Source organism: Shewanella sp. Arc9-LZ (assembly GCF_010092445.1).
Classification (GTDB): Bacteria; Pseudomonadota; Gammaproteobacteria; order Enterobacterales; family Shewanellaceae; genus Shewanella.
In genome coordinates, this window is the sequence record NZ_CP048031.1 from 4,720,687 (window position 1) to 4,734,416 (window position 13,730).

13 protein-coding genes are annotated in these 13,730 nt (G+C 38.4%); 8 read left to right on the forward strand and 5 right to left on the reverse strand.

What is annotated here, in order from left to right; translation table 11 throughout:
• Positions 1–10: 10 nt before the first annotated feature.
• Positions 11–1,465: a capsule assembly Wzi family protein gene (locus GUY17_RS20245; protein WP_254439945.1), complete on the reverse strand. Its 1,455-nt coding sequence runs from the start codon at positions 1,463–1,465 to the stop codon at positions 11–13.
• A gap of 58 nt (positions 1,466–1,523) precedes the next feature.
• Entirely contained in the window at positions 1,524–2,030 is a 507-nt protein-coding gene (gene coaD, locus GUY17_RS20250; RefSeq protein ID WP_101088596.1) for a pantetheine-phosphate adenylyltransferase, read from the reverse strand.
• Between the two features lie 234 nt (positions 2,031–2,264).
• Here coaD and GUY17_RS20255 point away from each other — a divergent pair, with 234 nt between their 5' ends.
• The 4 genes from GUY17_RS20255 to GUY17_RS20270 all read left to right on the forward strand — a co-directional run bounded on the left by GUY17_RS20255 (position 2,265) and on the right by GUY17_RS20270 (position 6,329).
• Positions 2,265–2,555 (forward strand): hypothetical protein, encoded by a 291-nt coding sequence (locus GUY17_RS20255; protein WP_162024155.1) that lies wholly within the window; start codon positions 2,265–2,267, stop codon positions 2,553–2,555.
• Between the two features lie 86 nt (positions 2,556–2,641).
• The gene (locus GUY17_RS20260) at positions 2,642–3,358 is read left to right on the forward strand and encodes a YjbF family lipoprotein (RefSeq protein WP_162024156.1); all 717 of its coding nucleotides are present in this window, start codon (positions 2,642–2,644) and stop codon (positions 3,356–3,358) included.
• A complete protein-coding gene (locus tag GUY17_RS20265; RefSeq protein WP_162024157.1) occupies positions 3,355–4,137 on the forward strand; it encodes a capsule biosynthesis GfcC family protein in 783 nt (260 codons plus the stop codon). The genes GUY17_RS20260 and GUY17_RS20265 overlap by 4 nt, the downstream gene beginning before the upstream one ends.
• Before the next feature lie 50 nt (positions 4,138–4,187).
• Complete coding sequence (locus tag GUY17_RS20270; RefSeq protein WP_162024431.1) at positions 4,188–6,329, forward strand: YjbH domain-containing protein; 2,142 nt, start codon at positions 4,188–4,190, stop codon at positions 6,327–6,329.
• A 301-nt stretch (positions 6,330–6,630) separates the two neighbouring features.
• Here the strand turns inward: GUY17_RS20270 and GUY17_RS20275 are convergent, their stop codons facing one another.
• Complete coding sequence (locus tag GUY17_RS20275; RefSeq protein ID WP_162024158.1) at positions 6,631–7,392, reverse strand: glycosyltransferase family 25 protein; 762 nt, start codon at positions 7,390–7,392, stop codon at positions 6,631–6,633.
• Between the two features lie 503 nt (positions 7,393–7,895).
• Between GUY17_RS20275 and GUY17_RS20280 the strand changes: the two genes are divergently transcribed.
• Positions 7,896–8,897, forward strand: coding sequence for a glycosyltransferase family 9 protein (locus GUY17_RS20280; protein ID WP_162024159.1), 1,002 nt, complete (start codon positions 7,896–7,898; stop codon positions 8,895–8,897).
• A gap of 56 nt (positions 8,898–8,953) precedes the next feature.
• Entirely contained in the window at positions 8,954–9,907 is a 954-nt protein-coding gene (rfaD, locus tag GUY17_RS20285; RefSeq protein WP_162024160.1) for an ADP-glyceromanno-heptose 6-epimerase, read from the forward strand.
• 99 nt (positions 9,908–10,006) lie between these two features.
• Here the strand turns inward: rfaD and GUY17_RS20290 are convergent, their stop codons facing one another.
• Positions 10,007–10,399 carry an adenylyltransferase/cytidyltransferase family protein gene (locus GUY17_RS20290; RefSeq protein ID WP_011639339.1) on the reverse strand — a complete coding sequence of 131 codons (393 nt, stop codon included), beginning with the start codon at positions 10,397–10,399 and terminating at the stop codon, positions 10,007–10,009.
• 8 nt (positions 10,400–10,407) lie between these two features.
• Entirely contained in the window at positions 10,408–11,466 is a 1,059-nt protein-coding gene (locus GUY17_RS20295; protein ID WP_162024161.1) for a CDP-glycerol glycerophosphotransferase family protein, read from the reverse strand.
• Between the two features lie 218 nt (positions 11,467–11,684).
• On the opposite strand from GUY17_RS20295, the gene GUY17_RS20300 reads away from it, so the two are divergent.
• Both GUY17_RS20300 and GUY17_RS20305 read left to right on the forward strand, forming a co-directional pair.
• Positions 11,685–12,800 (forward strand): glycosyltransferase family 9 protein, encoded by a 1,116-nt coding sequence (locus GUY17_RS20300; protein ID WP_162024162.1) that lies wholly within the window; start codon positions 11,685–11,687, stop codon positions 12,798–12,800.
• A gap of 41 nt (positions 12,801–12,841) precedes the next feature.
• Positions 12,842–13,690: a glycosyltransferase gene (locus tag GUY17_RS20305; RefSeq protein WP_162024163.1), complete on the forward strand. Its 849-nt coding sequence runs from the start codon at positions 12,842–12,844 to the stop codon at positions 13,688–13,690.
• Positions 13,691–13,730 lie beyond the last annotated feature (40 nt).

Sequence of the window (13,730 nt, forward strand, 5' to 3'; positions counted from 1 at the left end):
ACCATAAGGCTTAAAACTTATATTCGTAAGTCGAAAAAACAGTGCCTTGAGTATCATCATCTTGTACTTCGAACTCTGAATTAGCCACACTGCCACCTAAGGTCAACATGCCGTTAAACATAGGCAAACGATATGACAATTCCAGCATCATGATATCTTCTTTCAATGGCTGTGGAGCCCAAACACCACCGCGATTAACACCGTCTTTATTCAGTTGAGCATAACGGAGAATAGAGGTAAAACCATGACTATTATCAAATAGGCCTATTAATCCTAAAACATACACATTAGCGTCACTGTCGTAGGTACTGCCAAAAGCACGACCATAATAACGTGAGCCACTGAGGTAGGTGTCATGTTCATAAAAACAGTTAGAGCTAGTATCAGCTTCATTTTTAAGGCAATAAACCAGAGTGTCGCTGTATTCGAAAAATAACTTATATTGTTGTTTGGCAAGATTAAAACGCGTATCTACACCGACCATTTTAGCACAATCAGTTATCTCCCACGGTTGGCCTGTCGAATCCTCACAGGTTCGTTCCAGATATAAGCCCACAGGTACGTCAAACCAGGTATCTGCATAACGGACATCAAAGCCCGCCATCTGGTTACCATAGTTTGAACAACCTTCACCTTGACCTGTATCCGCTCGACAATCACGCTGACCAGTAATGGATTTAACTGCGGTATTGAAGCTACATTCTTGGCCTTCACCGCAAAACTGTGTGGTCCACGATAAGCCAATTTCTAACTGCTTAAGTGGCTTAATTGCCCCTCGTAGACTCCACAGCAGCACATTAGGAATATACCGATCTTTCTCCGTCATACTCACACCAGCAGTTAAATTCCAATCACCAAACCATGATAACCAAGGCGTTTCAAATGCTTGAGAATTATTACGACTGACCATTAAAGATGGCATTGGGCGAGCATTATTTGATTTATGGAGTGAGGAATCAAATCCAGGTCCCCACCATTGGCCGACGCTGCCAGCTGTGACAATCCAATTGCCTAGCACTACCGCAATATAAGAATCATCTAAACGGATTTCCTCGTCGTCCGCAGGGTTATAATTTGCCGATGCAGAAATCTTATAAGAAAATCGCTCTCCAGTGTATTCATGTGAGCCTTGTAACTGGCCCTTTTCACGATAATCTGAGCCAAAATGTTGAAAGCGTGCCTCATCAGATGCGGCAGCCACTTTTATACTGGTGTTACCACGATTACCAACAGCATTTTGGTAGTAAAAATTAACTCGTGCAAAAGCATCAACTAAATCAGGCGTTAACAAAGCAGGTTCAGTTTGAGCCAAATCAGTCCCAATACCAGACCACATTAATGGGAATGTATTAATAGGTGCACTAATCACTCCGGCATCAGCTAACGCTTGAATATCTGCACGCAAATAGATATCGGAGGTATCTACCCATGGTGCGGCTTGAGCACTATCCGCTGTGATAATCATAGTACTTAAGCCAAGCGTGACGGCAACCTTGATCAAACTAAATCCCTTTATCATACGACTACTTACCTTTATTTTCGGCTTGAATTTGTGCCACTTTCTGTTTCAATGCAGCTGCGATCTGTGGATGAACGAATTGACTTACATCCCCCCCATGTAATGCGACCTCCTTGACTAACGTTGACGAAATAAATGAATTTTCTTCCGCTGGGGTTAAAAACACACTTTCAAGATCAGGGCTCAAACGGCGATTCATATTTGCCAACTGAAACTCGTATTCGAAATCAGATACCGCTCGCAATCCACGCACCAAGACACTAGCATGTTGCTCTTTAGCAAAATCAACTAATAGACCAGTAAAGCCAACAACTTCAACATTATCTAAATGTGCAGTAACTAAATTGACTTGAGCGACACGCTCTTCAAGAGAAAAGCGAGGTTGCTTAGAAGGATTTGACGCTATACCGATAATCACGTGCTTGAATAAGCGTGCTGCACGTTCAATTAAATCGGCATGACCATTGGTCACTGGGTCAAACGTACCAGGATAAATAGCTCTTCTGTGCATAATAATGCCATTTTGATTAGTTTTCAGTGATTTTATCTGCTTATTATGTCTCAACACACTTGTCATCAACAATTAATTAAACATTTTTTGTAAAAAATTGAAATCCAGTAAATTACTATCTCAACATCATTGAATATTTATTAACCAATAATATCGAATTTAATATGGAAGTGAATTGATTGTATGCTAATCTATCATAGGTTTGTTTGGATATTTTACGGGAATACTTTGAATATGAAAAAATTAGCTATAGCGTTAACAACTGCTTTATTAATGGTTAGTTCAGCTCAAGCGGCTGAAGAAACTGCAGGTACTGGTACTGGCGCTGGCGCTGGTGCTGGTGCTGGTGGCTTAGGTGCTGTAGCTGTAGGTGGTATTGCTGTTGCTACTGGAGTTATTGTTAGCGTAGTTGCTGTGTCTGTGAATGATAGTAATTCTGAGAATGGCACAGGTACTGGTACTGGCACTGGTACAACAACAACGAGCACTGGTACAGGCACTACTACAACTTCAGTTACAAACTAAAGTCGTTAGTAAAATAAAAAAGCACATTTTTAATGTGCTTTTTTTATTTTCCATAAATATTATAAAGCTTAAGGAATTGAGCTAGTATGCCTTTTATTTTAAATAGCAAAACTCTATTTGTTATCTCTTTGATCACCTTATCTGGTTGCAGTAACACTTCATCCCAAATTGCTGATATGGTTAAAGAAAGTATTATCGGACCGCCTGACTCGGTCATTTCAGCAAGTAAAATTGAAAGTAGTCCATATGCCAGTATCTACGTCAGAGTAAATAAGTCTTCTCAAGCCTATGTATTACTTGCTTTTGCTGAAGCACCACAGACAATCCCTGCTACGCCATTTTCAAAAAAAAATGCTGAATTAAAGTGGGTATCATCTGATGCTGCGATGCTCGTTACTCGCAACGGTCGCTTACTGAAAACAGTCAATTTGTTTGATGGCAACCTTATCACTCTTAGCAGCGAACAAATCGATCCAATTTCATTAGGACTTCATTTAACCAGCACACCAATGCAATGGCAAAGTACCATTGATTGGCAACCCGGTTACCATTTTAGTTACAAACAGCAATCAACCTTTACCTTTATTGCTGATGAGACCGTAATCATCAATGAGAGTCCCATGCTATTGAAAAGGTTTGATGAACATGTATTTATTCCCAAATTAGGTATCGAATACAACAACCAGTTTTGGATTGATGCCACTTCTGGAGTGGTCTTTAAAAGCAACCAAAAAATTGCTCCCAATCTCCCTTATATTGATATCACGCTGTTAAAGCCTTATACATTTGAGGATATAAAATGACGCTGTTTATTAGATTACTACCGTTTTTATTAATTTTTCTTGCTCGGAGTGTCAGCGCTGAAACAACAATTACCGTCACACAATCAACAACAGCAACAAGAACATTAACGCTTGAATATTCACAACCTGTACGATTGGTGCAAGTTGTTGAAGACAGTTTGGCAAACATTAGTAAATTAGTTTCTCAAAATGACATCCAGCCACAACCTATCTATTGGTCATCTGCCGGACTTTATGACCTATCCGCCGCCACGGCAGTAGAAAACCAGCAACAACAAGTTTTACATTTACTAAGTAACCAAGATTCCAATAAAAATAAGCCAAAAAATATTCAAGCAATAAAAGCATTATCAGATTGGATAACGGTTAATGAATTCGCAAAACGTGAAGCAATTATTTTGGACTTTGACTCAGCAAGACTTAAAGAAGAACTAAATCCACTTATTTCAGGACACTATTTATTCTCATTACCAACCAAACCTGGATATGTAATGGTATTAGGTGCAGTAGAGAAAAATGGCAAACAACCGTTTCGAGTCAGGCAAAATGCAACGAAATACCTCGATTGGGCTTTACCAATAGATGATTCAAACAACAGTTTTGCATGGTTAATTCAACCTGATGGAAAAGTTGAACATTACCCAATAGCCTATTGGAATAATCACCATATTGATATTGCGCCGGGGGCAATTATTTACCTTGAATTTCAAGGTGCTCAAGAAAATGAACAAGTATTAAATCAACAAGTGATTGAATTATTAAAATATTGGATACGTTAACCATGAGCAATGTCAAGCAGAATGTTAGTTACCTTTTCGCCATTCCTTTTATGTTTAGCAGTGTACTTGTATCCGAAAAAGCCCTAGGTGATGAGTTATCTAAACAGAAAGTTACTCCTTCCCAATATGACTTTGGCGGTGTAGGTCTGATTCAAATGCCTACAGGTAGAATGGCCGCTGAAGGTGAGTTTAGTGTTAACGCCACTTTTAACGAAGATTATTATCACGGTGCATTATCAATCCAACTTTTCCCTTGGTTAGAAACCACTATTCGTTACACTCAAGTTCCTGATGTGCTTTACAGTAATGACCCTGAATTTAGTGGTGATACTTATTACACCGACAAAGGTATCGACGTAAAACTGCGCTTACTAGAAGAAAGCTATTGGGTACCTGAAACGTCTATCGGCGTACGAGATATCGGCGGTACCGGCTTATTCGATAGCGAATATATTGCTATGACCAAAGGATTTGGTCCGTTCGATGCAACTATTGGTATGGGTTGGGGTTATATAGGTAACCGCGGTAATTTAACCGACGCTAACAAATCGTCATCTGTCGATTGTAATCGAAATACCGGCTACAAAGGCAAAGGCGGCAATGTTGACTTTGAACGTTGGTTTAAAGGCTGTAGTGCAGTTTTCGCTGGTATAGAATATCAAACGCCTTGGGATCCTTTACGTATAAAGGTTGAGTACGATGGTAATGATTATAAGTCTGACTTTGCCGCTTTACGTACTGGTAATGAACTTAAACAAAGTAGCCCAATAAACTATGGTTTATTGTATAAAGTGAGTAACTGGGGCGACTTTAAGTTGAGTTATGAACGCGGTAACACCTGGACATTAGGCTTTAGTTTAGCGACTAATTTTAATTCCTTAAAATCGAACTGGCGTGACACACCAAAGCAAGCTATTAAAGATAAACCTGATATAGCCGATCGCAAAGTTGATTTACCAGAATTAAATAAACGACTGGCTTATGATGCAGGATACAAAGGCGCCAAGATTTACATCAAAAATGATGAAGTCACCGTAGTAGCAACTCAAACAAAATATCGTGACAGAAAATACGCACACAATCAGGCTGGACGTATTTTAGTGAATCAGTTTCCTAGCGCCAAGACCTTCAAAATTATTGAAAATACTGCACATTTACCTACAACTGAAACAGATATTGATGCTCAGAAATTTAAAGATGCTGTTCAGTATAACTACATTAATGCAAATATTGAAGATAGCACTAAAGTAATCGAACCCACTCTACCTACTGAAAAACCCGATTGGGAAACGCCTGACCAATGGAACTATGGCTTTGCGCCAAAACTAGCTCAATCTTTTGGTGGTTCAGAAAATTTTTACCTCTTTAACTTAGGTATCAACGGATCTGCAGGCCGTTGGTTAACAGACAATTTAGAAGTAAGTAGCTCTATTTATATCAACTTGTTTGATAACTACGACCAATTTAAATATGAAACACCACCAGATGGTACTGACTTAAAACGTGTCAGAACTTTGGTCCGACAATACGTATCAGATAATCCAGTTCGTGTTGATAATCTACAACTAACTTGGTTAGATAAACTCAGTGAAAATATCTATGCCCAAGCGTATGTAGGTTATCTAGAAATGATGTTTGGTGGTGTTGGTGGCGAAGTACTATACAGACCGATGAACAGTGAATGGGCATTTGGGGTAGATGTAAACTACGTGAAACAACGCGACCCAGATAATCTTTTCGGGTTCTTTGATCAAGAAATAAACTTTGATCCTGACTCAGGACGTTTTTACCGTGCCCAAACAGGTACATTCACTGGTCATGCTAGCGTATATTATCAACCAAGCTGGTTCGATGATGTACTACTTAAGGTTAGCTATGGTCAATACTTAGCAGAAGATCGCGGTGTTACTGTAGATTTTTCTAAGCAATTTGATAGTGGGGTAATTGTGGGTGCATTCGCCTCTAAGACAAACTTGTCTGCTGATCAATTCGGCGAAGGTAGTTTCACCAAAGGATTTTATATCTCGATCCCGTTTGATGCCATATTACCTACGCCAGTAACTAATCGCGGAAATCTTGCTTGGCAGCCATTAACTCGTGATGGTGGCCAAAAGTTGGGACGTAAATTTGAATTATATGGCGGTACTGATGCCCGAGCACCTTGGCTAAATAAGCCTTCTACAACAAAATAAATGCCAATGAGGGGCGATATGAATAACTTCACATCGTCCCCATTAAAATACAAAAAGCAATCACTACCCTTCTTTCACCAGAACTCAGAATAAGAAATGAAGAAAAAATTCAGCATTTTTTCAAATTCAGTATTCCAGAAAAACCTGCATGTGAGTCCAAACCTTGATAACAAAGCAAATTAATTCATCCTCCTCAGAAGTGAATCAATTACTATTAAATGGAACCAACTAGGCTAGCGGTATAAAACACAATTATGGTGGTAAATTATCTAAAGTTCAGATTACTTACCTTGTAAAATCACTATGGTTTATTGCTGTTGAATCTAGGAAGTGATGGCAGATGTTGTTTATGTTTCAACAATTTCAGCTCGAACTTCACTTTTTGCCAAATACGCAATAAATGATGACGTTCAACATGAGTACGTCTACCTTGTCGATTAATATCACTGTCTAAATCGGTTCCAATCACAGGAAAAGGTCTTACAACAAAGCAACGTAATTGTTTTTCGAACCAAAATTGAATATCAATATCAACAGGACGGGCAATAGGGTATGCCGTTGCTAATAATTTTTGTGCTCCAGCAAATGACACGCATTGGCCGCGGGTTGAAGCTGGTAACTTTAAACATGTGGATAAACTAAAGCGCTCATCAAGCACAATCGATTTTACAATACCTTTGGGCTTACGCCCGTGACACAATTTAATGTAATCCCAATCAGCAGAAAGATTATTAATGTGTTGTATCACCGTCATTAACGCAGGATCTAGGATTGAGTCATCCTCAAGAATTAAAGCGTAATCTAACTGTTGTTCAATAATCATTTGCCAACATTGGACATGGCTTAGGTAGCAGCCAATTTCACCCAAATTAAGCTTTTTGTCGTATTTTTGAAGGTTTGTTTGCGGATCATACACTTTCGCAATATCGATATCGTGCAAATCCTTACCGTATACGGCGGAAATACGTTGGTATTCGATACCTAATTGTTTTAGCTGCTCATCCATGAACGTAAATCGTTCAGTACTGTTATCTAAATTAATGAGAAAAACTTTACATTTCATATATTACTAACCCAAACACCCAATTTAATCATGTTCAACTACTGATATTTAACCCTAGAATATTCAGTAATGGCGACATCTGCTGAATAAAATGGTTGATGCTACCGTTAGGTTACTTTTACTAGTGACATTTGATTTAATCCATTGAATAAATTGAAAACAACCCTTAAGAAAACCGTGGTTGTTTTGCGTCCTTGCACTCACATGCATTTCACCATTTTTACAGTGAGAGGTTTGGGAGTATATCATTAATATTCTGGCTTTAGCTTGTTGTCAAAAAATTCATCACAATGGCTAGATTAGTTAACAATAGCAACCGATATTTGTTAACCCTTGATACAATTCCGCATGCAAACGATGAACAAACGGTCTTGAGTTGATATACTCTGTGACAGCTCTTGCGCCAATCATCATGGTCGTTGAGAAAATCGTTAAAAGTCACAATACAATAAGCCCCATCATCTGATGGAATTAAGTTAATATTTTATCTTTCAGACAGTCATATGAAAAAAATCTTAGTCATCAAACACGATAAAATTGGCGATTTTGTACTGACATGGCCAGCACTTTATTTACTCAGAAAAGCAATGCCCGAAGCGACTATTGATGTATTTGTCGCACCGGTTGTTAAGTCCTTTGCTGAAGCCTGTCCATATGTAGACAACACTATTATCGACTCAAAAGATGATACAGACATTGCTGAGCAAATTGCGAAGCAACATTACGATGCTGTAATCATTCTGTTGTCAGAATTTCGAATTTATAAAATTCTTAGCAAAAGCAATATTCCATATAAATTAGTACCTAAACATAATTGGTATCAATATTTATATAAACATCGAGCAAGCAATGAATACTTAAACAGTGAAGGCTGCTGGCGAGGTGCGTGTATGCTTGTAGAGCACTTCTTAACTCACCACGGTTATGCCATTCCTAAACTACCTGATAGATTTTGGGATATGAGTGATCGCAAAGAATATTGGCAACAACACTACCAAAAGTTAACCAACGAAAAGCTAATTTTTATTCATCCAGGTACCGGTGGCTCTTCTGGTTGCGTACCTGTAGAAAAGCTAGTTCAGTTAATGATAAATGTTGATCAACAAACTCAATCAGCATGCCATTTTATTTTAACATTTAACGGAAGTGAACTGGAGCTAGCAAAAGAAATTCAAACGTTACTGGCCAATACCTCAATTAAAATATCGCTGGCTAAGCCGTTAGACCGTTTGATTGATTTTTCCGAATCATTGGTAGCAGCAGACATGTTTATTGCCGGCTCAACAGGGCCTCTGCATATCGCGGGCTTACATAATGTGCCTACTGTTGGATTTTACGCAGGAAGACGCTCAACACCTCATATTAGGTGGGGAACATTATCTGAACCAAGCAAACGATTTGCTTATACGCCTCCCGTAGGAAAAAGAACGGGTCGTAATATGGCATTAATCAATTTTGATCAGGTATCGAATGAAATAGCCGACTTTTTGAACGAACAATCTTAGATTGTCGCAGTGTGTTAAATTAGCTCATCGCGAGCAACAATAATGGAAATACGAATATGATAGTTGTGACAGGCGCAGCCGGGTTTATTGGTAGTAATTTAGTAAAACAACTTAATGCCATGGGCCGAAATGACATTATTGCGGTAGACGACTTAACTGACGGCACCCAGATGTTCAATTTAGCCGATTGTGAAATTGCTGATTATCTTGATAAAGATGATTTCATCAAGCAAATCAAAGCGGGCGATTTTGATAACAAACTTGAAGTCATTTTCCATCAAGGCGCTTGCTCATCGACCACCGAGTGGGATGGCAAGTTTATGATGGCCAATAACTACGAGTATTCAAAAACATTATTGCATTACAGCCAAGCTAATAACTGCCAATTTATTTACGCCTCTTCTGCATCTGTCTATGGTGGCAGCGAAAAGTTTATTGAGCAACGCGAACTCGAAAAACCGCTCAATGTCTACGCTTACTCTAAGTTCTTATTTGATCAATATGTAAGACAGCAAAAACTCACTGGCCAAGTGGCAGGATTACGTTATTTCAACGTCTATGGTCCGCGTGAACAACACAAAGGCGGCATGGCCAGTGTGGCATTCCACTTTAACAACCAAATTAACGCCAATGGCGTGTGTCGTTTGTTTGAAGGTGTTGATGGTTATGAAAATGGTCAGCAACTTCGTGACTTTGTGTTTGTCGAAGATGTGGTTAACGTCAATTTATGGCTATGGCAGAACCCATCCGTATCAGGCATATATAACTGCGGAACAGGCCAAGCGCAGAGCTTTAATGATGTAGCCAATGCTGTCATTGCTTATCATGGTAAAGGGCATATTGAATACATTCCTTTCCCAGACAAATTGAAAGGCGCTTATCAGAGTTATACCCAAGCTGATTTAACTCAATTAAGAGCGGCTGGTTACCAAGCTGAGTTTAAAACAGTTGAGCAAGCCGTACCTGAATATTTAGATTGGCTTAAAACCCAACATTTTATTGGTCAATAACGGTTTATAGCTCTTATGAAGCGAAAACTAGCTTAACAGCAACATGCTATGGCGTTTTTATCCATAGCATGTTTCTGTTTCATAGAAATGATTAACTCACTATCTAATTTCTTTAACGATCTCAATTAACATTGTTGTTGAAATCGCAGGGGTTCTTGGTAAATACACCACTTTACATAGATGAGATAGATGATCAAAACGTCCCTCCCAATCATCCCCCATCACTAAGTAATCAGCTTGATACTTTTGAATGTACTCGGCTTTAAGCTCTAATGACTCTTCAAGAAAAACTTGATCTACACAGGATAGAGCCGCGACAATTCTCATTCGATCGATTTCATCGCAAATAGGGTTTCGTTGTTTTTTACTAAAATTAAGAGCATCAGATGACACCCCAACAACTAACTTACCGCCTAACTCTTTCGCTCTTTCTAAAATATTTAAATGACCAATATGAAACATGTCAAAAGTACCGAATGTAATAATGTTCATCTAAATCCTTATTCTAATAAATAGTCAGTAATTCGTTGGCTACAAAGGCCATCAACAACACCCACTAGCTCTGCCGTATATTGCGTCCGTTGAGGCGCAAACAACTCTGGATGTGCTATCTGTTGATCAACAACTTGCTTTAATTCTTTATATGTTCTGGCGTGCGCAGCAATGTCTGCGTAGCGGTATAAATCTTGATCGACACGATTCTTAAACCTGAATTTAAAAATCCCACGATAAGACCAACGTAAGTGATAAAAATCACACCATACAACAGGTTTATTTAATGCGGCAAATTCAAATAAGGCAGATGAAGCATCGCTAATTAATACATCAGCAGAGACCATGAAAGGTAATAAATTTGCTTCTTCAGCAGGCGCTAAATAAACATTGTCGAAACTAGCCCAGTGAGTTAGCAGCGCTTTTTGTTTTTTATAATTTGATTTACTCAATGAAAAATAATGTGGTTTGAGCAATATATTATATTCAGAAAATTGAGATGGCCAATTTTTAGCCATTTCTTCAATGCTGCTTGGGTAAAATGTCGGCGCATATAACAAGGTTTTTTTATTAGTATCTAATCCTAAAGAAGCTAAGTCTAAACCCTGTTCATCTCCTTGGATAATTGGATCTAGCTTGGCATAACCAGTATCAATGAACACTTTTTCAGGAAACATCTCCTGTAATCGCTTTAAACGATATTGCCCTTCCACAAAGCGAACTTCAATATCGCCTTTTGAAACAGTATAATATACCGACTTTGGCCCGACACCATGCTGCATCAAAGCAGTCTGACTGATCCCTTTTAATCGTGACGCTGAAGCAAATGCATTACCGAACACAACCCATTGAGGCTTGTTCAACAAATAAAATTCAAGCGCTTCTGATTCATCATTAACCCAGACAACATTTAGCTGATGCTTACTTACAAGCGCTTCCAATACCGACTGCTGATCAACACTCTTGTAGATAACATATGTCACAGGAACCGAACGCTTCTGTAGCTCTGCAGCGACAGGAAAGTATTGTGGTAAATAATAGGGATGTAAAACATCAAAACAAATCATCGCAAGTCAATTCCTATTAATAATTCCGCATCAGAATTTGCAAAGAGCACTAGTATAAATGATAACACGCCTCAATTTACATCTAATCCTCTCAACCGACCAATCTGATATCAAATGAAATCAATACATCTATTAGCTTTTCTCAAGGTATTGATTCAAAAAGCCCTCTTTTCAAGGTATTATTTCAAGTATAACTATCAACAAAGCTGTCTATTCATATGCCAATAGTGTCTATAAAGCAATTGCAAACATGTCAACGCTTACTGTTTATTTCGCCAGTTGCGTTAGGTGACTTTCTTTACTTAAAAACCTTTCTTATCGCTTTAAAAAAGCAATATTCTCATATTGAAATCGACATATGGTTAGATGATATTCGTTGTAATAGTGATAGCTGGCGCTTATCTAGAAGCAAAATTTTGCAACAATGGATGGATACAGAGGGTGCCTTTAAGCTCACTTACGGCTGCACTGATTCAAAATTAGCAATGCAAAGCCATGTGGAGCAAGCCAAACTGCGTAAGTATGACATTATTTTTTGTCATTCTGTCAGTAAAAGTCGACAATATTCACAAATCGCTCGCAGCATAAACGACAAAGCGTTTATCGTGTCGAGCATCCCTAAAAGTGCTTCATTTGGATGGTTAAACAAGATATTTTTTCGCCATTCAGACCATACTTTTATTTTAGATGAGAGTAACTTACCTAAGTCGCACCACATTACTGACAGATACAATATGATATTTAGTGAAGTTTTGGGACTTACCTTAACTTCCGAGCAATTAATGCCGACGTTAAAGACCCCGGACGCAATTGAACCCATTACTCAGTCGTGGTTAAACTCCAAATTTAGTGACCCAGAAAAACAAGGGAAACTCATATTTTTAAATCACTTATCAACCAATGAGAAAAAAGATTGGAAATTATCACAATTATTCTCCCTCATTGAAAAAATATCGGCAATTGATTCTAGCCAACGTTTCATTATTAATGTCACTCAAGAAAACTTTGACTCTGTTAGTATTGAAACTGAAGAATTTACAGCTCGAACAAATACGCAAACGGCTGTTTTCACCGTTAACGAACATTTTTTTGAACTACCATCACTCATTGCACACTCCGATTTTGTGATAACAGTCGATACGGCAATATTGCACTTTGCTTTTGCAGCTCAACGCCCTTTATTAGCGATGATGCGTGAGAAAAAGCCTTATTGGGCACCACCAGAAAGTGAGGTATCGCATGTCATGTATGCAACAGAAGGTAGGGGCCACATTGAAGACATCAGCGTTGACCGAGTATTCCAACAATATAAAAAAATGAACTCTCTCGGTTAAAGACTTAACACCCAATACATAAATATACGCAAGGTGAACGGATGAAGAAGGCTATTTTTACACTCGCTATTGGCGATAACCCAATGTATCGCGCTGCCATTGCCAGCTTTAAAGCTTATGGTAAAAGAATTGGGGCTGATGTCATCGTTTCAGATCAACTGCATTATAAAATCCATGTCAGTAACCCTAAATTTGACTCCAGCCCGGCATGGTCTGAAAAGCTATATATTTCAGAGATACTCAAAGAATATGATCGAGTACTGTATCTAGACGCAGATATTATCGTGACACCATGGGCACGAGATATATTTGAACTATATTCTGACCTTGATACGGTTTATATGTTCAATGAAGGGGCTCATCGCGATCGCGGTGAGCAAGCGGTGCAAATTAATAATATCTTAGGCGAGGTCGACTGGCCAAAAGAAGACAATAAAATAGTTTATTACAACTCTGGGATGTTTTTGCTATCTAAAGAAACCGGACTATTTGATAAAGCCAATATTGAAGCAATGCAGGCCATTTGTAACAACGTTAAATTTTACGACCAAACCTATATTAACTATCTCATCAGGAGAGATAATATAAAAAGCATAGGTGTGGAAGCTAACTTTAATCGTATGCAGCTTTTAGGACATGATGATTATCAAAAAGCAGATTTCATTCATTATTCAGGTAGAGGTTATCGCCAAGATATCCCGATGAGAGAATTGAAATACATCATCGATTTCTGCGATATGTTCAACGATACATTAACAAATGAACAAATTCTTGAGTATAAAAAACAAGCTTGGAATTGGTACATACTCAAACAACATCGAAAAACAAAGTTACCTGTAGCACTTTTGAGTGCGATATTTGGTTTATTCCGTGGCAAGTATAAATATTAAATCCTAATTCAGATAATGACAGCTCGCTTCAAGGCGAGCT

Excerpts from the sequence above, each read along its gene's own strand:
- coaD (WP_101088596.1), bottom strand. The coding sequence starts at position 2,030 with ATGCACAGAAGAGCTATTTATCCTGGTACGTTTGACCCAGTGACCAAT.
- rfaD (WP_162024160.1), top strand. The coding sequence starts at position 8,954 with ATGATAGTTGTGACAGGCGCAGCCGGGTTTATTGGTAGTAATTTAGTA.
- GUY17_RS20295 (WP_162024161.1), bottom strand. The coding sequence starts at position 11,466 with ATGATTTGTTTTGATGTTTTACATCCCTATTATTTACCACAATACTTT.
- GUY17_RS20300 (WP_162024162.1), top strand. The coding sequence starts at position 11,685 with ATGCCAATAGTGTCTATAAAGCAATTGCAAACATGTCAACGCTTACTG.
- GUY17_RS20255 (WP_162024155.1), top strand. The coding sequence starts at position 2,265 with ATGAAAAAATTAGCTATAGCGTTAACAACTGCTTTATTAATGGTTAGT.
- GUY17_RS20305 (WP_162024163.1), top strand. The coding sequence starts at position 12,842 with ATGAAGAAGGCTATTTTTACACTCGCTATTGGCGATAACCCAATGTAT.
- GUY17_RS20260 (WP_162024156.1), top strand. The coding sequence starts at position 2,642 with ATGCCTTTTATTTTAAATAGCAAAACTCTATTTGTTATCTCTTTGATC.
- GUY17_RS20265 (WP_162024157.1), top strand. The coding sequence starts at position 3,355 with ATGACGCTGTTTATTAGATTACTACCGTTTTTATTAATTTTTCTTGCT.
- GUY17_RS20245 (WP_254439945.1), bottom strand. The coding sequence starts at position 1,465 with ATGATTATCACAGCGGATAGTGCTCAAGCCGCACCATGGGTAGATACC.
- GUY17_RS20290 (WP_011639339.1), bottom strand. The coding sequence starts at position 10,399 with ATGAACATTATTACATTCGGTACTTTTGACATGTTTCATATTGGTCAT.
- GUY17_RS20270 (WP_162024431.1), top strand. The coding sequence starts at position 4,188 with ATGTTTAGCAGTGTACTTGTATCCGAAAAAGCCCTAGGTGATGAGTTA.
- GUY17_RS20275 (WP_162024158.1), bottom strand. The coding sequence starts at position 7,392 with ATGAAATGTAAAGTTTTTCTCATTAATTTAGATAACAGTACTGAACGA.
- GUY17_RS20280 (WP_162024159.1), top strand. The coding sequence starts at position 7,896 with ATGAAAAAAATCTTAGTCATCAAACACGATAAAATTGGCGATTTTGTA.